The sequence below is a fragment of the Allorhizobium sp. DMC15 genome (assembly GCF_056314065.1).
This window is the reverse complement of record NZ_JBQUZB010000001.1, coordinates 779,775-802,470: the sequence shown is the minus strand read 5'-3', so window position 1 is coordinate 802,470 and position 22,696 is coordinate 779,775. Positions and strand designations below refer to the sequence as shown.

General features: G+C 61.0%; 20 protein-coding genes and 1 tRNA gene. 6 read left to right on the top strand and 15 right to left on the bottom strand.

The window, feature by feature from the left end:
* Positions 1-44: 44 nt before the first annotated feature.
* The gene (locus ACT53S_RS03825; protein ID WP_113375970.1) at positions 45-998 is read left to right on the top strand and encodes a LysR substrate-binding domain-containing protein; all 954 of its coding nucleotides are present in this window, start codon (positions 45-47) and stop codon (positions 996-998) included.
* 9 nt (positions 999-1,007) lie between these two features.
* On the opposite strand, the gene ACT53S_RS03820 is transcribed toward ACT53S_RS03825, so the two are convergent.
* Together ACT53S_RS03820 and ACT53S_RS03815 are read right to left on the bottom strand one after the other, a co-directional pair.
* Positions 1,008-1,634, bottom strand: a complete 627-nt coding sequence (locus tag ACT53S_RS03820) for a TetR/AcrR family transcriptional regulator (RefSeq protein WP_476065972.1) — start codon at positions 1,632-1,634, stop codon at positions 1,008-1,010.
* A gap of 140 nt (positions 1,635-1,774) precedes the next feature.
* Positions 1,775-2,914: a patatin-like phospholipase family protein gene (locus tag ACT53S_RS03815; RefSeq protein ID WP_113375968.1), complete on the bottom strand. Its 1,140-nt coding sequence runs from the start codon at positions 2,912-2,914 to the stop codon at positions 1,775-1,777.
* Between the two features lie 194 nt (positions 2,915-3,108).
* Here ACT53S_RS03815 and ACT53S_RS03810 point away from each other — a divergent pair, with 194 nt between their 5' ends.
* Positions 3,109-3,585, top strand: a complete 477-nt coding sequence (locus tag ACT53S_RS03810; protein WP_476065971.1) for a hypothetical protein — start codon at positions 3,109-3,111, stop codon at positions 3,583-3,585.
* 70 nt (positions 3,586-3,655) lie between these two features.
* Here ACT53S_RS03810 and adhP read toward each other — a convergent pair whose 3' ends face one another.
* The 4 genes from adhP to guaB form a co-directional block, all read right to left on the bottom strand.
* On the bottom strand, positions 3,656-4,684 hold the full coding sequence (gene adhP / locus ACT53S_RS03805) for an alcohol dehydrogenase AdhP (RefSeq protein WP_113375966.1): 1,029 nt from the start codon (positions 4,682-4,684) through the stop codon (positions 3,656-3,658).
* Positions 4,685-4,909: 225 nt separating this feature from the next.
* Entirely contained in the window at positions 4,910-5,323 is a 414-nt protein-coding gene (locus ACT53S_RS03800) for an MAPEG family protein (RefSeq protein ID WP_476065970.1), read from the bottom strand.
* 37 nt (positions 5,324-5,360) lie between these two features.
* Positions 5,361-5,927, bottom strand: coding sequence for a hypothetical protein (locus ACT53S_RS03795; RefSeq protein ID WP_476065969.1), 567 nt, complete (start codon positions 5,925-5,927; stop codon positions 5,361-5,363).
* Positions 5,927-7,417: an IMP dehydrogenase gene (gene guaB / locus ACT53S_RS03790; protein WP_113375963.1), complete on the bottom strand. Its 1,491-nt coding sequence runs from the start codon at positions 7,415-7,417 to the stop codon at positions 5,927-5,929. The genes ACT53S_RS03795 and guaB overlap by 1 nt, the downstream gene beginning before the upstream one ends.
* 283 nt (positions 7,418-7,700) lie before the next feature.
* Between guaB and ACT53S_RS03785 the strand changes: the two genes are divergently transcribed.
* On the top strand, positions 7,701-8,057 hold the full coding sequence (locus tag ACT53S_RS03785) for an ATPase inhibitor subunit zeta (protein ID WP_476065968.1): 357 nt from the start codon (positions 7,701-7,703) through the stop codon (positions 8,055-8,057).
* Positions 8,058-8,113: 56 nt separating this feature from the next.
* On the opposite strand, the gene ACT53S_RS03780 is transcribed toward ACT53S_RS03785, so the two are convergent.
* Positions 8,114-9,094, bottom strand: a complete 981-nt coding sequence (locus ACT53S_RS03780; RefSeq protein ID WP_476066628.1) for an MBL fold metallo-hydrolase — start codon at positions 9,092-9,094, stop codon at positions 8,114-8,116.
* 242 nt (positions 9,095-9,336) lie between these two features.
* Between ACT53S_RS03780 and ACT53S_RS03775 the strand changes: the two genes are divergently transcribed.
* A complete protein-coding gene (locus ACT53S_RS03775) occupies positions 9,337-10,743 on the top strand; it encodes a DHA2 family efflux MFS transporter permease subunit (protein ID WP_476065967.1) in 1,407 nt (468 codons plus the stop codon).
* Positions 10,744-10,756: 13 nt separating this feature from the next.
* Here ACT53S_RS03775 and ACT53S_RS03770 read toward each other — a convergent pair whose 3' ends face one another.
* The 3 genes from ACT53S_RS03770 to ACT53S_RS03760 are packed head-to-tail and all read right to left on the bottom strand — an operon-like array spanning position 10,757 to position 13,692.
* Positions 10,757-11,140 carry a VOC family protein gene (locus tag ACT53S_RS03770; protein WP_476065966.1) on the bottom strand — a complete coding sequence of 128 codons (384 nt, stop codon included), beginning with the start codon at positions 11,138-11,140 and terminating at the stop codon, positions 10,757-10,759.
* Between the two features lie 12 nt (positions 11,141-11,152).
* Entirely contained in the window at positions 11,153-11,935 is a 783-nt protein-coding gene (locus ACT53S_RS03765) for an RlmE family RNA methyltransferase (RefSeq protein WP_113375959.1), read from the bottom strand.
* Positions 11,936-11,937: 2 nt separating this feature from the next.
* Positions 11,938-13,692, bottom strand: coding sequence for a Ppx/GppA phosphatase family protein (locus ACT53S_RS03760; protein WP_476065965.1), 1,755 nt, complete (start codon positions 13,690-13,692; stop codon positions 11,938-11,940).
* 285 nt (positions 13,693-13,977) lie between these two features.
* On the opposite strand from ACT53S_RS03760, the gene ACT53S_RS03755 reads away from it, so the two are divergent.
* Together ACT53S_RS03755 and ACT53S_RS03750 are read left to right on the top strand one after the other, a co-directional pair.
* Positions 13,978-14,051, top strand: a tRNA-Gln gene (locus ACT53S_RS03755).
* 305 nt (positions 14,052-14,356) lie between these two features.
* Positions 14,357-16,330, top strand: a complete 1,974-nt coding sequence (locus tag ACT53S_RS03750) for a site-specific integrase (RefSeq protein ID WP_476065964.1) — start codon at positions 14,357-14,359, stop codon at positions 16,328-16,330.
* Between the two features lie 25 nt (positions 16,331-16,355).
* Here the strand turns inward: ACT53S_RS03750 and ACT53S_RS03745 are convergent, their stop codons facing one another.
* The 5 genes from ACT53S_RS03745 to ACT53S_RS03725 form a co-directional block, all read right to left on the bottom strand.
* Positions 16,356-18,677 carry a hypothetical protein gene (locus ACT53S_RS03745; RefSeq protein ID WP_476065963.1) on the bottom strand — a complete coding sequence of 774 codons (2,322 nt, stop codon included), beginning with the start codon at positions 18,675-18,677 and terminating at the stop codon, positions 16,356-16,358.
* Positions 18,678-18,912: 235 nt separating this feature from the next.
* A complete protein-coding gene (locus ACT53S_RS03740; RefSeq protein WP_476065962.1) occupies positions 18,913-19,227 on the bottom strand; it encodes a hypothetical protein in 315 nt (104 codons plus the stop codon).
* Positions 19,224-19,478, bottom strand: a complete 255-nt coding sequence (locus ACT53S_RS03735; RefSeq protein ID WP_476065961.1) for a hypothetical protein — start codon at positions 19,476-19,478, stop codon at positions 19,224-19,226. The genes ACT53S_RS03740 and ACT53S_RS03735 overlap by 4 nt, the downstream gene beginning before the upstream one ends.
* Positions 19,479-19,557: 79 nt before the next feature.
* A complete protein-coding gene (locus ACT53S_RS03730) occupies positions 19,558-20,322 on the bottom strand; it encodes an ATP-dependent metallopeptidase FtsH/Yme1/Tma family protein (RefSeq protein ID WP_476065960.1) in 765 nt (254 codons plus the stop codon).
* Positions 20,319-22,421: an ATP-binding protein gene (locus ACT53S_RS03725; protein WP_476065959.1), complete on the bottom strand. Its 2,103-nt coding sequence runs from the start codon at positions 22,419-22,421 to the stop codon at positions 20,319-20,321. The genes ACT53S_RS03730 and ACT53S_RS03725 overlap by 4 nt, the downstream gene beginning before the upstream one ends.
* Positions 22,422-22,696: the final 275 nt, after the last annotated feature.

Sequence of the window (22,696 nt, the reverse complement as noted above, 5' to 3'; positions counted from 1 at the left end):
ATGTTTCTAATGATAAGTATCAACCGCTCTGATGGGTACTGTCCATGTCGGCTCCTCTCGATATCGATCAATTGCAAACCTTCATCGCCATCGTGGATACGGGCAGTTTCACCAAGGCTGCGGGGCGTGTTTTCAAGACGCAGTCAGCCGTTTCGATGCAGATGCGGAGGCTGGAGGAGCGGGTCGGCAAGCAGCTGTTCATCAAGGACGGACGCGGCAACCGGTTGACGGCCGACGGAGACAAGCTGCTGAATTATGCAAGGCGCATCATCCGGCTCAATTCGGAAGCGATCGCGGCCTTTGACGACAATCGCCTGGAAGGCACACTTCGCATCGGCACTCCGGACGACTACGCCGACCGCTACATGCCGGAAATCATCGGTCGGTTCGCCAAGACGCATCCCAATGTCGAACTCTATATCGTTTGCGAACCCTCTGTGGATCTGGCCGAGAAAATGGGCCGGGGCGAACTCGACATCGCGCTTGTCACCCACAACCCTCTGCTGCGGCAGTCGGACGTGGTGCGCACGGAGCCGCTCTGCTGGGTGGGGTCTGCCAACCACCCGCTGAAGGACGATGCGCCCGTGCCCCTCGCCGTTGGTCGACGGGACTGCCAGTGGAGACAAATGGCCTGCTCTGCGCTCGATGCCGATGGGCGCGACTACCAGATCCTGTTCACCAGCTGGTCGTCGACAGTTGTGGCAGCCGCCGTGCTGGCGGGCATGGCGGTATCCATTTTGCCGGAATCGGCATTGAGAACAGGCATGAAGGTGCTGACCGCCAGCGATGGTTTTCCGCCGTTGCCGCCGGTACAGATCGGCCTGATGAAGCGGCCCGGCTTCTCGATCTCGCTGCTCAACGCGATCACGGATCATATCACGGCCTGCCTGGACAACATTACGCCGGCAAAGGTCGAAGATGACATGGACGGCGAGCCCAAGACCTTTTCTCGCTATTATCCGCGCCTCAAGGCCGGGAACATGATCCCCGGCTGGTAACCGAGAGCGTCAGGAAGAGAAGAGAGAGTTGCGCACGATCTGATGCCAGCGCTCGAGATAGAGCTTGGCCGCTTCGGGGTTCTGGCTCGTCGCGAAACGGATCACATCTCCGCTCGTGATGATGAACAGCTTGAGGGTGACGCGCATCTTGCCGAACTCCTCGGCCGGAATCAGCTGGGAAAGGTCCTTGAGGAACAGTCCGATCAGATGCTCGTGGTAATCGTTTGACAGGTGGTTCAGATCCTTGTCGGTCTGGATCGCCTGCCAGATAGACATGAAGATCGGGCGGTCGCGGAACAAGGTGTGCAGTTCAAACAGGGCATCGGCACCGCGTTGCGCCGCGTCCTCGAGGGAATTCACCCCCGCGAATATCTGACTGACACGGTCTTCGATCTCCATGGACAACCGGTCATGGAGCGCCTTGAGGATGGCCGCCTTCTGCGGAAAAAACTGGTAGAGCGATCCGATCGGAATGCCCGCACGCTGCGCAATCTCGCTCATCGTGACGCTGGCGACATCCTTCTCCAGGACAAGGCTCATGGCAGAGTCGAGTATGGCCTCAAGCCTTTGGACGCTGCGTTCTTGCTGCGGCAACTTGCGCAAAGCGAGGCGCAGCACCGAAGTCCGGTCTATCATCGACTTTCGACCGACCCATCATCGGTCGGCTCCCTTGACAATCTGCAAGAGCAATAGGGTGAGCCGGTCTCCAAGTGGTTAATGGCGCGTTGGTTTTCCCCAGCCCGGTCTCTTAACACAAAAAAGGTCGCAAATGGAGATCAAGTGACCGCCCGCAGGTGGCGTTCGCGGGCCAGATCGAAGATCTGGATCCCGTCCCTCGGGCGACCGCGGTGGCGCCATTTGGGATGATCGAGCGTGTAACTGGCATCGTCATAACCTGCCTTCCAATGCTCCTCGATGGAACGGCGCGAGAACTCCACATCCATGGCGTGGGTCGCATGGGTGGCACGGCGGTGGATCAGGTGAACGATCGTGACATCGTATTCCTGGCCGATCGAACGCAGCACCTTCGCGTCCTCATCGTCGCGGAATTCGGGAGGCAGTTTGTCCAGCAGGCGTTTCGCGGCGCGACGGACTGTCTGGCGGCGGGCGAACTCGTCCGTGTTCATGCGGGTTCGACTGGAATAGCGGATTTCCTTCACCCGGCTTTCGACCTCGAACTGGTCGCGCGGCATCTCACCGCGTGCATTGAACAGGTCCACCTGGAAGATCTCGAGGTCGCGCGTCGCATCGCTCACATTCAGCACATGCTGCAGCGGCGTGTTGGAAACGAGGCCGCCGTCCCAGTAAGCGCGTCCATCTATCTCCACCGGCGCAAACCCCGGCGGCAAGGCGCCCGAGGCGGCTATGTGGCGGACATCGAGGCGGGTCTGGCGGTTGTCGAAATAGGCGAAATTGCCGGTTCTGATCTCGACCGCACCGAGACTGAGCCGCGTTTGATTGTCGTTGAGCAGATCGAAATCGACGAGACGTTGCAGCGTCTTCAGCAAAGGCTCCGTGTCGTAATAGCTGACGCGGGTATCGGGATTTGTCAGCAACTGCTGCGGGGTCCACAGACGCGGCGAAAAGAAGCCGGGCACGCCGAACATCGTCGCGGCCATCGCGGCCGCATCGTTCTGCATCCGACGCAGCATATTGTCCTCGGCGGTCCAGCCAAAATCGAGACCGCCAGAAACAGTGTTCCAGAATTCCCGCAGATGGGCGATGCGCCTCTCGCGCGGACTGCCGGCAATGATGGCAGCATTCACGGCACCAATCGAAATACCCGCCAGCCAATCGGGTTCGAGCTCACGCTCATGCATGGCCTCGTAAGCGCCCGCCTGGTAGGCTCCGAGTGCTCCGCCGCCCTGAAAAACGAAAATGCGATCGGTCTCGGAATTGGTGACGGCGTCTGACATGGCTTGGTCCCGACTATTGCTGCAACGCAATAGATAATGGGCAAAGCCTCGGGAAACCAGTGGTGAACGGGTGATGCTCTGTTCACGTTTGAGACGGCCATTCGCGACATTCACCCCAAAAGTAATTCGACGGCAAAACCCGTTTCGACCTATGCTGGGCCCCAATCACGACCTTTACAGAGGACCTCGCCCGCATGCCGCTGCCGACTTTTCGCTTTCGCTCTGCCCTGCTCGCCCTCGCTCTTCTGGCAAGTGTCGTTCCGAACATCGGCAGCGCCGATGCCCGTGCCGACGAGGCCGAGACCGACCGGCAGATCGAGAATCTGCTCGGTGACGCCGCCGACTACAAGGAGTTGTTCTACGCCTTCCAGAGCGCGGTGGTGGAGGGCAAGGCCGAGATCGTGGCGAGCCTCATTTCCTATCCGATCACCATCAGCATCGGCGGAGAGGACGGGACATTCGAGGACGAGGAGCAGCTGCTGGAGAGCTACAACGACATCTTCACGGACAAGATCGTCAACATCGTGCGGAATCAGGACTATGGCAGTGCCTTCGTCAACAGCGAAGGCTTGATGTTCGGCGATGGCGAAGTCTGGATCGGCGGGGTCTGCGAGGACAGCGCCTGCAGCAGCAGCCAGCCACGCGTCATCACCATCCAATCCGTAGACTGATCGGGAACAGTAAAAAATCGAGCGGCGCGGAGGAACCGCGCCGCTCGATGTCTGGGAAGCGTCGTCTCAATCAGGCTGCGAGATCTAGGACGATACGACCGTCGATCTTGCCCTGCTCCATCCGGTGGAAAATGTCGTTGATGTTTTCGAGCTTGTCCCAGCTGAAATGCGAGGCGACCTTGCCTTCGCCGGCGAACTGCAGGCTTTCCTCCAGATCCTGGCGAGTGCCGACGATGGAACCGCGCACCGTGATGCGTTTGAGGACCGTCTCGAAGACCGGCAGCGAGATGAAGCCCGGTGGCAGGCCGACAAGCGACATGGTGCCCTTGGAGCGCAGGAAGCCATAGGCCTGTTCCATGGCCTTCGGCGAGACTGCGGTAACCAGCGCGCCGTGAACGCCGCCTGTCGCCTTCTGGACCTGCTCGATGGCATCTGCGGCCTTGCCGTTGACGACGATGTCGGCACCGAGATCCTTCGCGAGCTTCAGCTTGTCATCAAATATGTCGGCTGCGACCACATGCATGCCCATGGCCTTGGCATATTGCACCGCCATGTGACCCAGACCGCCGATGCCGGAGACGACCACCCACTCACCGGGCTTGACCTCGGTTTCCTTGAGGCCCTTGTAGACCGTCACACCGGCGCAGAGGACCGGGGCCGCCGGGCCAAATTCGAGATTATCCGGAAGACGACCGACGAAGTCAGGGTCTGCGAGTCCGTATTGAGCAAAGGTACCGTTAACCGAATAGCCTGTGTTCTGCTGGCTGCCGCAGAGTGTTTCCCAGCCGGTCCGGCAGGGCGAGCAGCAACCGCAGGCGGTGTGCAGCCACGGAACACCGACGCGGTCGCCTTCCTTGATGCGGGACACTCCGGCACCGAGCTTGGCGACGTAACCGACACCTTCGTGGCCGGGAATGAAGGGCGGATTGGGCTTGACCGGCCAATCGCCGTTGGCGGCATGGAGGTCGGTGTGGCAGACGCCTGTCGCCTCGTATTTCACCAGGATCTGGCCGGGGCCTGGATCCGGGATTGCCATTTCCTCGATTACCAGCGGCTTGCCGAACTCGCGGACCACCGCAGCCTTCATTGTCGATGCCATGTCGCTCTCCCGTCGTTCTTCCGTGACCATCCCCCGGTGCTCGACCGGCGGGTATGGACAAAGGTTATGCGCGGGATGGCTGCTTCCGGTTGATCGGCATCAAACGGACGCAGATTTCATCGGATTGTCATACTGCGCCTGTTCGGAGAGACGCAGACCGTCGATCCTGAAGGGGTGGCCTCAACGCCAACGTCAGGCTCCACAGCGTACCGGAAAACCAGCAGGTCAGCTGGTCGCCATCCAGAGGACCAGCCAGGACCAGAGGAGGAAGAGCGCCGCAAAGCCGACCATGAAGGACAGACGGCGCAGGGGGAGATTGCCCGTGAGATGCATCGCGACCTGTACGTAGCGCGCGGCAACGAATAGCCAGGCGAGGAGAACCGCGACGATATTGTCGGCTTCCGTGATGAAGAGCAGGACGGAGACGGCATAGAAGAGAACCGGCAGCTCGAACTGATTGGCGATTGCCCGGTTCACGACCCTGCTCTCCTCCGGCTCCGCATGGTTTTCGCGGAAGGCAATGCGCTCGATCTTTCCTTCGCGCACCACGGCGGCGCGGCGGACGACAAGCAAGGCATACAGGCAAAAGACGAGGAAGGCATGCGCGACGAGGGGCCAGAACATTTCAAAACCGGTCATGGGAAATCACGTCCTCAAATATCTTGGAATGCGGGGATCACGGTGTGGCCGCCGACTTCGGACCGACGGCCAGCCGCAGCACGAGAATGCCGGAAATGACGAGCGCTGCAAATTTCAGGCGCGTCAGCCAGGAGATGGCCTCCGCCAGAAGGCTTACGCTCCCCGGAGCCGGCATGGCGGGCGGAAACAGCATGAGGCTCAGGATGTTTTCGACATAGTCGGCGACACCGTAGATCAGGGGGACAGCCGTCAGTATCGGCAGCAGACGCTCGGCCGGGCGGCCGTAGAGTTCCGCACCGGGTGCGACCCGTCTCATCAGCAGGAAGAGAAAGATGCTGAGGACCGCCGGCAGCAGCAGGTCGGGGCCGAGATGCATGGTATGCAGGAGTTCCGCTGCTTCGGCTCTCGTTTCGAGAAGCGACTTCAGAGCAAGGAGCCCCTCCCCCGAACTGTCGATATCGAGATCAGGCATGGCCCGTCCGCCGGTAATTTCGGCGAACGGTCTGACAAAGCCGAGATGCATCCACGCCAGCAACCCGGCCGACAGGATGCCGCTTGCCCAGGGCAACGGCGCCTGATGCGGCCCGGGCAATCCGCCGAACATCAGGCCGCGCCTGGGTAGTTCGGGCTTTCGCGGGTGATGGTCACGCCGTGCGGGTGGCTTTCGCGCAGGCCAGCGCCGGAAATGCGCACGAAGGTCGCCTTTTCCTGGAATTCCTTGATGTCCTTGCCGCCGACATAACCCATGGCAGCCTTAAGACCACCCGCCAGCTGGTGCAAAACGGCGGAGACCGGTCCCTTGTAGGGAACCTGACCTTCGATGCCTTCGGGCACGAGCTTCAGCGTGTCACGCACTTCCGCCTGGAAGTAGCGGTCGGCCGAGCCGCGCGCCATCGCGCCGACAGAGCCCATGCCGCGATAGGCCTTGAAGGAGCGGCCCTGGTAGAGATAGACCTCGCCCGGGCTTTCGTCGGTGCCGGCGAGCAGAGAGCCGACCATGACGGCAGACGCGCCGGCGGCGATTGCCTTGGCCACATCACCGGAGAACTTCAGGCCACCATCGGCGATAACGGGAATGTCGAGCTTGTTGGCTTCCTCGACGGCGGCCATGACGGCTGCGAGCTGCGGCACGCCCACGCCGGCAACGACACGCGTGGTGCAGATCGAGCCGGGGCCGATGCCGACCTTGACGCAATCGGCTCCGGCATCGATGAGCGCCTTGGTGCCCTCACCGGTCGCCACGTTGCCAGCGATGATGCGGATGGCGTTCGACATCTTCTTCACATGGGCGACGGCATCCAGGACCTTCTGGCTGTGGCCATGGGCCGTGTCGACGACGATCACGTCGCAGCCCGCGTCGATCAGGCGCTCGGCGCGCTCGACGCCGTCGTCACCGGTGGAAATGGCGGCCGCGACGCGCAGACGGCCCTGAGCATCCTTTGCCGCATTCGGGTTGAGCTGCGACTTCTCGATGTCCTTAACGGTGATCAGGCCGACGCAGCGTCCTTCGTTGTCGATGACGAGCAGTTTTTCGATGCGGTGCGCATGCAGAAGGCGCTTTGCTTCCTGCTGGTCGACACCATCCTTGACCGTCACGAGGTTCTCGCGGGTCATCAGTTCGTAGATCTTCTGGTTCGGGTCGGAAGCGAAGCGCACGTCGCGGTTTGTCAGAATGCCGACGAGGCGGCCGGGACGGCTCGAACCTTCGACAACCGGTATACCGGAAATACCGTGAGCGCCCATCAACGCCTTGGCTTCGGCAAGCGTCGCATCCGGGCCGATGGTCACGGGATTGACGACCATGCCGCTTTCGAACTTCTTTACCTGACGGACCTCTTCGGCCTGTTCGACCGGGGTCAGGTTGCGGTGAATGACGCCAATGCCGCCGGACTGGGCCATGGCGATGGCGAGCCGGCTTTCGGTGACCGTGTCCATGGCGGAAGAGAGAATCGGCAGGGAGAGCTCGATGTCCCGTGCGATCCGGGTTGCGATATTCGTCTGACCCGGCATCACGACCGAGTGCCCCGGCTGCAGGAGGACGTCGTCGAAGGTGAGCGCTTCTGCGCCGGTTGCCGACATTACGATGCGTGCCATTGCCAATTCCTTCGTTTGAATAGGCAGAATCCGCCCGGAAAACGGGAATCCCCGTTCGGTCGCTTCTGCATGAAATGCTTGGAAGTTGGCGAGGGCTGGTAACACGTTCATGACAGGAAGGGAATAGCAAAACCTGCAAGGCTGATGCGCGATGAGTGCTTTCGGGTGCTGGTCGTGACGAAGCAACGAAAATTAAATCTTCCTAATAAACAGATCGTCAAATCCGGCATGCTATCAGACAGCGTCCCTCGGAGGAGCGCGGGAGAAAGACGGAGGCGATCCCATGGCAAGCGGTGAGAGCATCAGGAGCGGCAAGGAAAGACGGGCCCCGGATCTCCAGAAGGACATTCCTTTCGACAGGATCTGCGCGCGCAGGGGCGCCCTCATGGCGCAATGGGCGACGACCGTGCTCGACCCCGAAGATGCGCAGAGCTATGCAAACGAACTTGCGAGAATGGCGACGACCGGCGACGCCGAGTTGTTGAGCCGGATCAAGGACGATTTCCAGGCAGCCGGCATCGAGATCATGGACGAGGTGCTTCAGGACCGGATGATATCGCTGTTGCGAAGTGCCGCCGCAGAACTGCGGCGCTTGGAACCGCATCCCGGCGCCGGCAACAAACTTGATTTGCCGGACTGAATTTCGGCGACTGGCCCGCACGAGGCTTGTGCAGGCCGAGCCGCGGACGGCGACCGTCAAATGTCGAACTGATAGGCCTTCGGTACGAAGCGATAACCTTCGTCGATCTTTTCCACATAACCGACGGCCGGGAACGGCATGTGATAGCCGAGGAAGGCGGTCTTGTCGGTGGCCAGCATGTCGAAGACCTTCTTTCGAGTCGCCGCTGCCGCTGCCTTGTCCATGTCGAAGCGCACTTCCCAGTCCGGGCGCTGCAGCGAGAGCACGAAGTGATTGGCCGTGTCGGCGGTCAACACGAGCTGGCGGCCTTCTGATTCCAGACGATAGATCATGTGGCCCGGGGAGTGGCCGAAAGCCGCCATGCCGGTGATGCCGGAGACCACCTCGCCGCCGTCACCGATGAAGGTGGTCTTCTCGGCCAGCGGCTTGACGTTGGCGAGAACCCCCTTCTGGCCATTCTCCGCCGGCGTGCCGGCACGGGCAGGATCGACCCAGAAATCATATTCCGCCTGACCGGTCACGTATCGTGCGTTGGGGAATGCGGGCTGGCCGCCTTCCATGAGCCCGCCAATGTGGTCGCCGTGCATGTGTGTGAGGACGACAACGGTGACGTCTTCGCGCTTGTAGCCGGCGGCGGTCAGACCTTCGGCAAGACGCCCGAGACCGTTGGCTCGACCACCTTCACCCAGGCCGGTATCGAAAAGGATCACATCAGAACCGGTGTTGACCAGCACGGGGGCAAAGCTGTTGACGAAATTGTCCGGCGGCAGAAAGTTGGCTTCGAGCAGAGCTCCGACCACTTCCGGCGACTGGTTGGTGCCGAATGTCTCCTGCGGCTTGCCGGAGGGACGGGCGCCGTCCTTGACGACGAGAACCTCAAACTTGCCGAGGTTGAAACGATGCGTTTCTGGGGGCATGGCGTGATCGATGCTCATGGATGTGTCAGCGTTCGTTTGCTGCGCCACGGCGGCGCGTGTCATGATCATCGGGGAGGCGAGCGCGACACCGGCGCCGCCCAATATCATTCTTCTCTTCATCGAAATCATGGAAATCTCCTCAGCGACAAGTCCTCTCCCCGGAAGCAGGGTCACAACCCGAAATAGGCAGGGTGATGCCGGAGGAAAGTTCCCTCACACCAACGTGAAGCCTTCTGCCGTGTGACGGGCGAATTGCAGGTGTTGCCTAGAACGCGCGGCATGGCAAAAGGGTTTCACCCTGGGCCTGGACGCGCTATGAGGCCACAGCTGCCGAACCGCTCGACGGCCACTCCGGAATGCCCATGAACCGCATTACGCCCCTGATCCTCGCAGTCGCCCTGTTCATGGAGCAGATGGACTCCACGGTAATCGCCACCGCGCTTCCGACCATTGCGGCCGATCTCGGTGTCGGTCCGATCACGCTGAAGCTCGCCCTTACCGCTTATATGGTGGCGCTCGCCATCTTCATCCCGGTGAGCGGCTGGATGGCAGACCGGTTCGGGGCCAAGCGAATCTTCCGGGCGGCAATCATCGTCTTCATGATCGGCTCGCTGCTCTGCGCAATGGCCGATTCCTTGTTCTTCTTCGTGGCCTCCCGGTTCCTGCAGGGCATGGGCGGAGCTATGATGACGCCCGTGGGGCGTCTCGTCCTGCTGCGCACCACCAAGAAATCCGAGCTGGTGTCGGCCATGGCGCTTCTCACCATTCCCGGCCTGTTGGGTCCGATCACCGGACCGCCGGTGGGTGGCTTCATCACCACCTTCTTCAGCTGGCACTGGATCTTCCTGATCAACATTCCGATCGGACTTCTGGGGCTCGTCCTCTCCAGCCGCTACCTGCCGGAGATCGAGCCGATCGAGACAGCGGCGATCGACTGGCGGGGTTTTGCCCTGAGTTCGGGGGCGGCATCCGGCCTCGTCTTCGGTCTTTCCGTCTTGAGCCTGCCAGCCCTGCCGATCGCTGTCGGCGCGACTGCGACGCTTGCCGGCATTGTTTGCCTCATCCTCTATGTGCTGCACGCGCGGCGCCACCCTGCCCCGCTGCTCGACCTCACGCTGTTTGCCAACAGGAGTTTTCGCGCCGCCATCATCGGGGGCACGGTTTTCCGTATCGCGGCCGGCGCCACGCCGTTTCTTCTGCCGCTGATGCTGCAGCTCGGCTTCGGCATGAGCGCCTTCCAGTCGGGCATGACGACCTTTATTGCGGCTGTCGGGGCGATCTCGACCAAGTTCATTGCGCGTCGCGCCTTCGCCGCCGCCGGCTTTCGCAACCTGCTCATCGCAGCCGGCATCGGCGGGGCGATCACGACGGCGGCGAACAGCGTTTTTTCGCCAGCAACGCCCATTGCGCTGATCATGACCATGTTGCTGATCGGCGGTTTCTGCCGCTCGTTCTTCTTCACCGGCGTCAACACGCTGGGTTATGCCGAGATCGAGGACCGGCAGGCATCGCAGGCGACGTCACTGACCTCGGTCCTGCAGCAGGTGAGCCTGGCGCTCGGTGTGGCAACGGCAGCCGCCATTCTTGAGGCCAGCACGCGCGTGACCGGCGAGACGCTGTCGCTCGGCGATTTCCATCTGGCCTTCGCCGTGGTCGCGGGTCTGTCGGTGTTCGCTGTCCTGCCGTTCTTCGCTCTTTCGCGCGATGTGGGCTCGGCCGTGTCAGGCTATCGCCGGACGCCGGAGGACAAGACGATCAGCGTGAAGTGACCTGGCGGCTTCATCACTCCGGGCGTTCGCACAGGGCCGAAAGCTTGTTTCCATCGGGATCGCGGACATAACAGGCGTAAAAATTCGGATGGAAGATGCGGATGCCCGGTGCACCGTCATCGGTGCCGCCATGGGCAAGCGCCGCGGCGTAAAACGCATCGACCGCCGCCCGTGATGATGCCTCGAAGGCCGGCATGGAACCATTGCCGACGGTTGCCGGACGGCGATCGAAGGGATGCGTGATCCAGAACCGGCAGCGGCTGTCGCCGGCCAGAGCATATCCGGCTTCGGTGTCGTTGATCTCCCGCCGCTCGATGTCAAGGGTTGCCAGAACCGCATCGTAAAAGCTGACTGCGCGCGGCAGATCGTTGATGCCGATGGTGATGTAGGTGAACATGCCCGTCCCGCCTCAGCCCTGATCCAGATCTTCGCTTTCTGGAACATCCTCGCGCGGGTCACGTACAAAGCCGTCTTCGTCAAGCTCGACGACTCCCGGGCCTCTTCTGCCCTTGAAGCCCTTGGCGAGCAGGAACATTTCCACCGATTCCTGGCGCGACGACGCCGGTTTGATATGCATGACCTGGCGGAAGTTCTGCTTCAGCATGGTGAGCAGATCCTTCTCCGTGCCGCCCTGGAAGGTCTTGGCAAGGAAGTGTCCCCCTTCGGCGAGAACCTCCACCGCGAAGTGCGCGGCCACTTCGCAAAGATGCATCGTGCGCAGATGATCCGTTTTCTGGTGGCCGGTCGTGGGGGCGGCCATGTCCGAAATCACCAGGTTCGGCGTGCCGCCAACGGCCTCGATCAGCTGGCGGGGCGCATCCGGATCGAGAAAGTCGAGCTGCAGGATTTTTACACCGGGGAGCGGTGCCATTTCGAGGAAGTCGATGGCTGCGACCCGGATGTCCTCATCGGTCGAATCGGTCACCTTGGCGGCGATCTGCGACCAACTACCGGGGGCGGCCCCCAGATCGATGATGCGGGTCGCACCCTTCAGGATCTGGTGCTTCTCGTCGATCTCCAAGAGTTTGAAAGCGGCACGCGCGCGGTAACCCTCAAGCTTGGCACGCTGGACATAGGGGTCGTTGATGTGGCGCTCGATCCAGCGTCTGGACGAGGCCTTCAGCTTGCCCTTCTTGACCTTCTGGCCGAGTTTGCGGCCGGTCCGGTTGCCGGCAATGGGTGGCTTTGCCATGGTCAGCGTTCCCTCGGAGACTGTGGAGGCGTCTGGTGTGCTGTCGGGGCACGGCGGCTTCGGCCGCGACGCCAGACGCCGTCATCGGCCATCATATCGGTCAAAAGGCCTTCTCGCAGGCCGCGATCGGCGACCCGCATGCGGCTCGACGGCCAGCGGCGGCGGATCGCTTCGAGGATCGCGCAGCCGGCGAGCACCAGATCGGCGCGATCGGGGCCAATGCAGGGATTGGCCGCACGGCCGGCATAGTCCCAGGACAGGAGTTTCGCCTGCATCGCCGTGACTTCCGCATCGGTCAGCCAGAGGCCGTCGACCTTGCGGCGATCATAACGCGGTAGATCGAGATGGACGCCGGCCAAAGTCGTGACCGTGCCTGACGTACCGATCAGGTGGAAATCCTCCGGCATGCCATCCGACCCGATAACGAGATCCGGGCATTCGAAGCGGGCCAGCATGCCGCCCACTTCCGCCGTCATCGCCTCGAAGATTTCGGGTGTCACGTCACGGCCACCATGGCGCTCGGACAAAGTCACCACACCGACGGGAAGCGAGGTCCAGTGCGTGATGTGGTTCGCGAGCCGGCTGGACCTGTTGTCGGCGATGCGGATCACCGCAATTTCCGAAGAGCCGCCGCCGATATCAAAGAGGACCACCGATCTCGCCTCGCGTCCGACGAGAGACGAGCAGCCGGAGACGGCGAGCCGCGCCTCGGTTTCGCGGTTGATGATTTCGAGTTTCAGGCCGGTTTCCGCCGTCACCCGCTCAAGGAAGAGTTCGCCATTCTCTGCCGCACGGCAGGCTTCCGTGGCAATCAGGCGCATGCGCCTGATCTCACGACCGGCGAGTTTGGAGGCGCAGATGCGAAGCGCGTCGACGGCGCGGTCCATGGCATCCTGCGACAAGCGACCCGTAGCGCCGAGGCCTTCACCGAGCCGCACGATGCGGGAGAAGGCATCGACGACCCGGAACTGACCGGGTCGTGTCGGCTGGGCGATCAGCAGGCGGCAATTGTTGGTGCCGAGATCAAGTGCGGCATACAGATCGTCGGAGGCGAACTCCCAATTGCCCCGCGGTCGATCGACCACAGGCGCCTGGGCCGGGCGATGGCTGCCCGATTTGGCCGGAGCGGGTTTGGCCAGCGCGGCGGCATCGGCGGCACGCGTTTTGTGGGCGACAGAGGGCGGTTCGGAGCCCGCCAGGGGGCGCACATGGCCGGGCTTCTGCGCCGAACCGCGTTTGTTGCGATGGCGGCGCCCCTTGCGTCCCGCCGGCTGATCGCCACGGGCCGAAACCGGTGCACCATTCGGCACGGCACCTGACTGGCGCGAGCGCTCACCCTGCGGTTCCGCGGATCCGTGCGGCGCGTGCTGCGCCGCTCCAGGGGCCGTAGCATTCCCGGCAGATCGGGCTGACTGCGCGGCCAAGCCGCCAGCGGCTTCACCCGCCCTGCGGTCGGCCGACCGCATGACAACCGCTCCACTATCTCCATGGCTGTGATCATGCGCAGGCGAGGCACCTGCGGTTTTTCCGCGCCTGCGCCGCTTTCTCTTGCGGATGGGGCCATCCGCAATCACCGTTTCGGAACGTCGCTCAGGGACCGGCGCTGCCGCCGATCCTGCCGAAGCAGAAGCATCGAGACCGTATGGAGCCGGTCCCGTCTTCTTGCCCTTGCCGCGCCGGCGGTGAGACCCGCCCTTGCGCCTGCCCGTCGACGCCCCCTCGCTTTTCGGCTGTCCGCCGCGATTGGGGTCTGTCACTGAAGTTATCCACTGAACCGCGCAAGGTGCCGAAATCGACACATGCCGCTGGTTTCATCATTCGTTTCGTTGACCAAAGCATATCAGCGCAAGCCATTTGCGCCAAACGGTTTTTCTGAACCTCTGGCCACGGCGCGCATGCCCCCTTCGCCTCGGCCACATCGGAGCGCATGCCGCCGGCCGACAAAGCTTTCAACTTCGATGATTTTTTTGCGATTTGGGTCTTTGCAACGCAGAAGCTTTTGTCTATAAGCCCGCTCACCGATCGCCGACGCGATACCCTGGTGGGGAATAGTTCAACGGTAGAACGACGGACTCTGACTCCGTTAATCTTGGTTCGAATCCAGGTTCCCCAGCCAATTCTCCCAAAAAGACTTGATTCTCATGTTTTTCCGTCGTGCCGGATCCCGTTTTGGCGTCATCGGCGACCTGATGCCCAAAACTGATGCCCAAAGGTGAGACCCAAGCCGAAATAGGCACGGGGTAACCTTCGGGCCTGATTCAGGGTGTCTACGTCATGGCAGTCCGCCACGGGGTCGAAAATCTTATCCGCCGGGGAAACATCTTCTACTGGCGGCCACGCATTCCAGCAGCCTTCATTCACTGCCAACCCGGCAGCCGACTTTCACTGACCCTTCATTGTTCGGATCATAGGAAGGCACAGATGATCGGCCGCAAACTCAACACGCGGCTTGCCGAATTGAAGATGCAGTCGAAGGAAACAATGTCCAAGCAGCAGCTCCAGAAGCTCTTTGAACACGAGCGCGACAAGGAACTCGAGCGACTGGGAGAGATCAGCGAAGCTGCGAAGATCTTTGGGCGCGCGGGTGATGTCGTTGACATGGAGCTCGATCTTGAAGCGGGCTGGGCCTACCAACTGCTTGCTAAGTTCGGAACCCGTGTGGAACTCTCCCTGGAGGAAGGGTGCATCGGCCTTAGCTATCTCTTGAAAAATGGCGTACCAGTCTCTCACGTCGATGCCATCCGCATCAATTATCGTGCTGAGCGCACGACAGCCGTTAGCGCAAGTTTTGAAGCCGGCATCAGCAGGCTGATGTACCACTTCGAAATTGAAGACACCGCGATTAATCGCCAGCGAGCAGCGTCGAAGATCTTCGAGGGTCGCGCAGCAGCCCTGCTCGAGATCGATGAGCGCCACGAACTGGTCGATAAAACCTTAAGCGAGTTCACTGGCGGCGGCAGACCAGCCAGTCCCGCACCGCGGATCCCAGCAGTCGAAGTCGCCGCTCCGGTTTTAGACCAGACTCCTTCCATTCCCGCAGAGGCGGAGGTCGTGCCTCCACCCGTGACCCCCGCCCCGGCCCCGGCCTCGGAAGAACCAAAGCCTGCCTATCTCGATCTGACCCCGCGCCCAGCAGAGCCAAGCGAAGCCATTCTGGCACCGAAGTCGGGGGCACAGCGGGTCGTCCCCGTTTCTGACTTCGAGCAGGAATGTGAGAAGCTGATCGCCAATATGGGTAACGAATGGGAGCCAGCGACCGGGCGAGATGCCATGGCGTTGGTTCGAATTTTCAAGTCCGTTCTCATCGAGCACGGCGTCGAACATTCCGGCCAGATCGAGCAGTATCACATCGGCCAGCTCCGTCAGCACCTAAACCATATCCCCACAGACTGGGGACGAAGCAGCAGAATGCGTGTCATGTCAGCCCCGGAATTGCGTGCTGAAGGTGACAGATTGAAACGCCTGGCTGAGGCTGCCGGAACCAAGCCGAAAGTGGGGCTCGCGGCCACGACAATTCGCAAACATTTCGGAAACCTTCAGCATTTTCTGAAGCACCTCAAAGGCCACGGTTTCGAAATTGAGGCCTGGACTTTCGAGGGTCTGCGACCGAGGAAGCCGAAAGCAGGAGACATTCGTCACCAGCAATACAAGCCTACGCCGAAAGACATCGCGCCAATTTTCTCAAGCCCAGTCTACACAGGGTCTCAGGATCATCTGCGCCGGAAAAGAAGGAAGCCCGGGAAACAGGTCTTCCACGACTCACTTTATTACCTGCCGATCATGCTCACATATCTCGGTAGCCGGAGGAATGAGTTCGCTGGTCTTCACGTCAACGACATCGCAAAGGACGAGGAAGGCTATGTCATTGTGCTGCGAACGAACGAGTACCGGCGATTGAAGAACACACAGTCCGAGAGGCTGCTGCCGATCCCGGACGAATTGGTGCGGCTCGGCTTCATCGACTATGTCGAAGCGATCAAGAAACTGGGATATGGCCCCCTTTTCCCTGACCTGTTCTCTGACAAGACCGACAATGACCCTGGCGATCGCTTCTACGATACGTTCTCGCCGATTATGCGTGATGCGCTTGGAGAGAAAATGTGGGGCCGGGCGATCCATGCGTTGCGCCACGGAATGGCAGATACATTGAAACAGGCCGGAGTGTCGCCCGATGTTATCGATGATATCTCAGGTCGCCTCACCGAGGGGAGCGAGACCAATACACGCTACACCAATCCTGCCGGGCTCCCACTGATGCGGAGCGTTCTTCAAAACTACCCCGTGATCACATCGAACGTCGAACACAAGCCACTCCAGCTCCTGCCCTGGATTGAGAACAAGCAGTCGCCTCCGTGGGCGCGTGAGGGCAAGAAGGAAACGTCGAGGCGGAAATGATTTCCGCCTCAATCGGCCCTGACCCTTATGCCGCTTCCCAGACCTGGTTCAGGATACGTGCGGCGAGTGCCGACTTATCTTGAGGCAGGAAGCGACCATAGTGTTTTGCCACCATGTCCGCGGTGTCCTGGATGGCGTAGCTCGCCTGCTCATATGAGCCCGTCTGCTTCAGGATGTGCGTGGCCAGCACGTCACGGACATTGTGCGGGCCGTGGGGCAAGAGACCCTTGATGGCCCCTCGCCTGGTATAGGGATTGTAGATGCCGTATCGCTGGATCGTCAGCCGCCACGCTTCATAGAAGCTGGTGATGTCATAGGCTGCCTCAGTGCTGGTCGTTTTGACCGTCTTCACAAAGAAGGTTCCGGGATCCTCTGCCGTTCGCAACAGCACCGCCCTATGCCGTTCGACATAGGCGTCGATGTAACGATACAGATCGAGAAGATCCGGCAGGATCAAACGAAAGGGCTTGTCGCCGAAGAATGAGGAATGGGCATTCTTGAATGCGACGGCCGGGATCAACACTTCCCAGCCGCCGTCTCGATCGCTCCACCGGATCTCGCCGCGCTTCATCTTCTCGAGGACACGCTCAGACCGCGGGATCTGCCCCCGAGGGCACAACATCAATTGCCTCAGGTTCTTCTGGCGCAATCCGAGATGCAGCCCAAGTCGCAACATCAGAAATGAGCGGACGGCCTCGGCGGCAGGGCGAGGATAGAGCTCCTCATCAGGCATCAGCCGAATGATCTCTTCTGTGATCTTCCTGTACTCGCCGACCGGGCTTTCAGCTTCAAGAACGGGCATAATGGGTTCGAAGGGATCGCGATGGACGCGTGCGATGCGCTGAATTTCCTTCACGCGTTGTGACGCATGCTTGTGGAAATCCTCGCAGGCGCCATGCCAGTCCTCGCGGGCGTAGTCGATCTCGTTTTGAGAGACGAGCCCCGGAATCGCATGCACCCGGGTCAGAAGCTCTGGATGTTGGCGAAGCCACCCAGTCCCCTCCTTGGTGATCGCCAACGCAATGCGCAGCATGTCGACTTCCCAGGACGTGTAGAAGCCCCGGCGGCACTCCCGCCATTGCAGATACCAGTCCCAAACGCCTGGAAAGATCAGAAGGCCAAAGGTCAGATGGCGCAGGGGCACCCCGCACCCTTGAATTTCTCCGCTCTTCGAGGCCGCCAGCGCCCCGAACATCAAGCCAAGATGTTCGATCTTTTGGGAAGCAGTTTCTTCGCCCCAGACCCCGCTGCGCTGAAAGCCGATCGAGGTGAGCGCAGACGTTTTGAAACGAATGAGATCGGCCATCTCCATGGCGAGCGCTGGCGGCGCATCGATAACACCAGAGAGAAGGTCGGGATCCTCGATCGCACCGTGGTCATCCACAGTGACGTCAATCTTTCCACTCCGGTGCACCTGCCCGCCATAGGCTACTCCTGGGAACCTGATGGCATAGCGCTGCTTCGCCGCCGCCGCCTGAAATTTCCGATAATCGGTAGAGCCGCTGATGATCACCCGCCGGACCCATTCAAGAATTTCCTCCCGTTTGGCGAACGGCAGAGAGTTGAAATCATCGGGCAGATGCCAGGCCAGTCGGCGACGCTCGGCGGGCTCGATCCCTGATAGATCAAAGCCGGAGCATGAGCGTGCTTGATGCGGCAGCTTCGCCTTGAAATAGCCTTGGGGCAGCCTGTAGCGGCGCTCGATCCTCCCCAGCACCTCGAAGCTGTCTGTGCTGCGAGGCACGCGCCTGCCCTCCATCCAGCTCAGGATCGTGTTCTTGTCGGTTGGCTCGTCCGGTCGAACGATTGATCGGTGCAGAACCCAGTAGGTTTCACTGTGCCTTCGCATATGAAGCGCCAGAGCCTCGGCAAAGCCGGAGGGTTCGATCCATTCGGTAAAAAGAGGCTCGGGAAACTCCACTGTTCCCGAGGACACTCTCTGCGAAGCCGTCGGCTCGATAGTTGATGGGCGTGATTCCGCCCCCTCTTTCGCCATAGCGGGTTTTGCTGCTTTACGCGCCGCTGCTACTCGGCGGGGCCTCGGGACAGATCGATCGGCTTCAGACAGGCTGCCGTCCCTGCCCCAGCGGATGATTGCATCGAAGCCCGGATCAAGTGCACGGTGATGCGTTGCCAACAGCTCTGCGTCGACACCAGTCACTCTGGAAACGATTTGCCAGTCGGTTCCGCCATTGGTTCTCGGCGGTCCGCATCTGCGCTCGATTAAGCGTCGCATGTAGGCTTTGAGCGCCTCAGCGTCATCGCTGGAAAAGATGGGGTTCAGTCGCTGCAGGCAATAGGCGTCGATCTTTCGCTGAAAGGTTCTGATGGCTGTAAGCTTCGTCATTTCACATCATGCTCGTGGTTATTCTGCCCCTCGATCGAGAGGGGCAGTCGAGCTAGGCGAGCTGCGTTAACGAAACGTTTGAGGTTGGGGGCGCTGTGGAATTCCGATTCAGAATCAAACGGCGTTTTGTGAAGTAATGGGGGGAATACGTCCGGATCAGATGAACGCCGTTCGGCGCTCACTGCTTGGCAACAGCGGTAAACACGAAGGCACCGAAGCTAACTCTGGTCAGCTCTCACTCATCCTCAAGAGCGCCATCTGGATGGAGAAGGTGAAGCTTTCGCCGGAACGGACGGTCATCGACCCGGTACTTTCCTACGAGATCATCGAAAACAAGATCGCATTCGCGCTCGTCAAAACCCTGGTCAACCAGCATCGAGACGATCTTTTCCTGGAACTTCTCCAGCTCGGCTTCCTGCCCCTTTTCGATTGCCCTCCGGATCAGCCAGAACAGGGCAACGCGGGCAACGTCATCCCGTTCCGGGCGCCTTGCCCGCCTGTTGGCGTCGCGCAGTGCCTTCTGGCGCTGCCTCGCTGCTTTCAATGTCATACGCCCTCCTCATGGATTTCTGGCCCTATCATGGTCAGGGGACCGGCGGCGCGACACAAGCTTGTTTTGGCTGAATCGAAACCATCGAGTGCTGAATCGGAAATCCAGAGTTTGGAATCAAGCAAGCGCAATTTGTTTCGAGTTGCGGGCGCGTTATCTCGATGCAAGTCGATTTGCCTTAGGGTGAACGCCGTTACAGAATCGATCTGCCAGACTTCTGAATCAGAAATCCCGAGGTCGGAATCAAACATGCGCAATTTGTTTCAGATTACCGCCAACGCGAGATGCCTTGCCGACAACTCGAAGTCAGTTGGCTCAAATCGACATCGTTTATCGGATGGCAACGCTGGTCCGGTCATCGAGGATGTCGATTACCGCCTCCCCATCCAGCGCCTGCTGTTCAAACAGAACCGCCGTCAGCCGATCAAGCTTATCCCGGCTTCCGGTGAGCAGATCCATCGCCTTCGCCAACGCCTTCTCAAGCCGAGCATGTACGCGAGCGGCCAGATCCGGATGCGCATCGAGGACTTGGGTCGGATCCTTGTCGTCACGGTAGAGGAGCGGCTGCACCGCTCCAAAGCCGAGACTGCGCTCAATCGCGAGGGCAAGCCCGGTCGCACGGGCGAGGTCACTGTCATCTGATCCCGCCGAGCCGACGGACACGGAGCAGAAGACAATCTGCTCTGCGGCCCGCCCGGCCAGCAGCATCGCCAGCAGGTCCTCGCGATAGCTCAGCGTATCACTGCCGGACCTCTGGAACGCTAGAAGACTGTACCCGCCATCGGGCATATCGATCGTAATCCCCTGGATTGGACCGAGCTTGAGGACGTGATGGACGATTGCATGCCCTGCCTCGTGGACAGCGAAGCGCCAGCGTAAATCGTGCGGAAGCTGCGGCCTGTTCATCCGGATACCGTCTTCGAGGTCCTGATAGCGGATTAGACGCTTCTGCCTTCGGGCGACCTGGCGGGCCTCGCGTACAATGCGCTCGACATCGGCTCCCGTGAGCCCCATCGCGCGGGTCCCCAGACGCTTCAGGACCGATTGAGCGTCGCTCACACTTGATCCGGTATTGGTCATGGCTTGATCCATCATTGGCTGCCTCCATTCAGCGCTGCTTGTTGACTCAGGTTGTCGTCCGCATCCGGGGACGGCTTGGGGATCTCGGGTTCCTCCTTGGTTGGCACCTGCCACTCGGCGACCAGCACCTTCAGATCTTCGCCAAGATGATGCCGGAAGATCTCGGCCAGCGTCGCAGTGTCAGGCCTCGGAATCTCGATGTGGGTTTCCAGGCGCCCGGAGCGTTTCAGGGCCTCGTCGATCTGCTCCGGTCTGTTGGTCGCCCCGACAACAATCAGGCCTTCGCCCTTGACCGCACCATCGAGCAGTTCGAGCGCCTTGTTGACGACACCATTCCAATAGTCCGCGTATTCTCGCTCTGCCGGCTGGCGTTTTCCGATGCCGTCGATCTCGTCGATAAAGAGAATAGCAGGTGCCACGGCACGCGCCTCGGCAAAGGTCCTGGCCATGCGATTGAGGACGTCACTTAGATGCGCACCCTGCAACCAGGTCGAGACGGAGCTGACCACCAGCGGCACCTTAAGGCTGTTGCAGAGCGCCCGCGCGAATGTCGTCTTGCCGGTCCCCGGTGGTCCCGAGAGAAGCAGCTTGGTGCTCATGTCAGACCAGGCGAGGGCCGAGGCTCGGTAGTCATCAAGGTCGGCCTTGAGATCAAGCGCCCAGGTTTTGGCTTTGCCGTATCCGGGGAGCGTCTCGACCGCGAGACTCGGCGGGCTGCCGTCTTCGTTCCAGGGCTCTGGCGGAATGACCTCGGCCCCGGACGGCTTGTCGCGTCTCCACCCGCCACTGCTGCTGTCTTGCCCCGAAGCAGACGTGTCATGGTTCGCCTTGCCAGGCTTTTGCTTCGACGTTGTGGAGCCAGTTGAGGACCCGTCGCTCTCATCGTCATCATTGTCGCCATCGCGCGCCGCAATGCGATTGCGCTCGGTAAGCGACGCAAGGATCGCAACGACCTCGGCTGCGCTGCGCCGCGGTCGGAAGGCCAGCACAACGTCATCGATGGTGAGGTAGTGGAGATCGTAGGCGTTGGTCCACCGATCGAGCGCTGACCTTCCGTTTGAGCCGTAGATAGCTTCGAGCATTAGGATCAGGAATGGGTAGTCGAGCCTCCCGCCGATGAGATTGATGTCGGCCGCGATGCTGACTGCGTCCGGAACACCCTTCGCATCTTCGCAGATTGCAACGACGGGATAGTCACGTCGCAGCGCATTGAGGAGCCGACGCTGCAGATTGCCGCCAGCCACGCGGCGCAAGAGGTGCCCAAGCAACAGGACGTAGGTTCTTCCCGGGCCTTCATCTCCGGCGATGGTCATGTCGTCATAGACATACTCACCGTCGAGCCCCTTGAGATCGCCACCTGGCACAAAGCCCGGGACTTCGATCAGCCGTCGGATTGCGGATTCGAAGCCGATGATCGGCGCATGCAAGGCGATCACCGGAGCCGGCATCGCCGCCGCGCGTGTCACTGTAGCTAAGGTCACACGGGCTCTCTCGATCGTCCTCGCAAGGACGATGGCAGCGATGATGTTGGTGACGAGGGGTCCTTTGCCCGCTTGGCCGATCAGGCCGATGGCATAGGCGCGGTTTGCATGATCAGCGTCAGACAGACGCTCATTCTTAGAATTGGACCGCCGCCGAGATCCCGAACGCAGACCAGCGGGCACGGAAGTGCCTGCGAACGCTCCCGCCGCTGGCTGCAGATAGTCGCCAAAGTGCCGCCGCACCCATGCCAAGTCCCTGTCCCGATCGCCGGTGAGGGACGAGGTGTCGAACACGGGCGTGTAGCGCCGGGTCATGTGACCGTCGATCTCGATGGCCTTCACGTCCAGCAAACCGTTGCGCAGGGCGTTGCGCCTCGCCTCGCGCCTGGCAAGCTGTTCGAGCCGGTGAACCAACAAACGGGCGATCTTACTCATTGATGTTACCCTCCGCAGTCTCGGCAATAATTGCCAAGTCGGATAGGCCAAGGTCTCGTGCCCGCAAGGCGCGTTTCCGGAGATGGCCCGGCTCTGGCCGGGCGCGCTCGCGAACCCTGCGACGCTGGATCTGCATGGCGGTGTTGCGGCTGCGCTTGGCGAGCCAATCCATAACCACTTGGCAGGCTGGATCGCCACGCTCGATATGGACTAGCAGGTGGGCCATCACGCGAGGCGGCACGGCGCCAGTCAGTCCGTCTTGGGTCCGAACGTGACCAAGTGCGAGGCCGATCGCGACGGCAGGATCATCCGTGGGCGATTGATCGGTGGGGGCACGCCGGGTACGGAGCAAGGCATCGTGGGGACGGTGGCAGTCAAGTGTCGTCGGTCGGTTGCTCGGGGTGACAGCTTCGCAATGCATGCGCGGCAGCCCCTCCGAATGGATGTCAGAAGACATGGGAACTCCTTGGCTG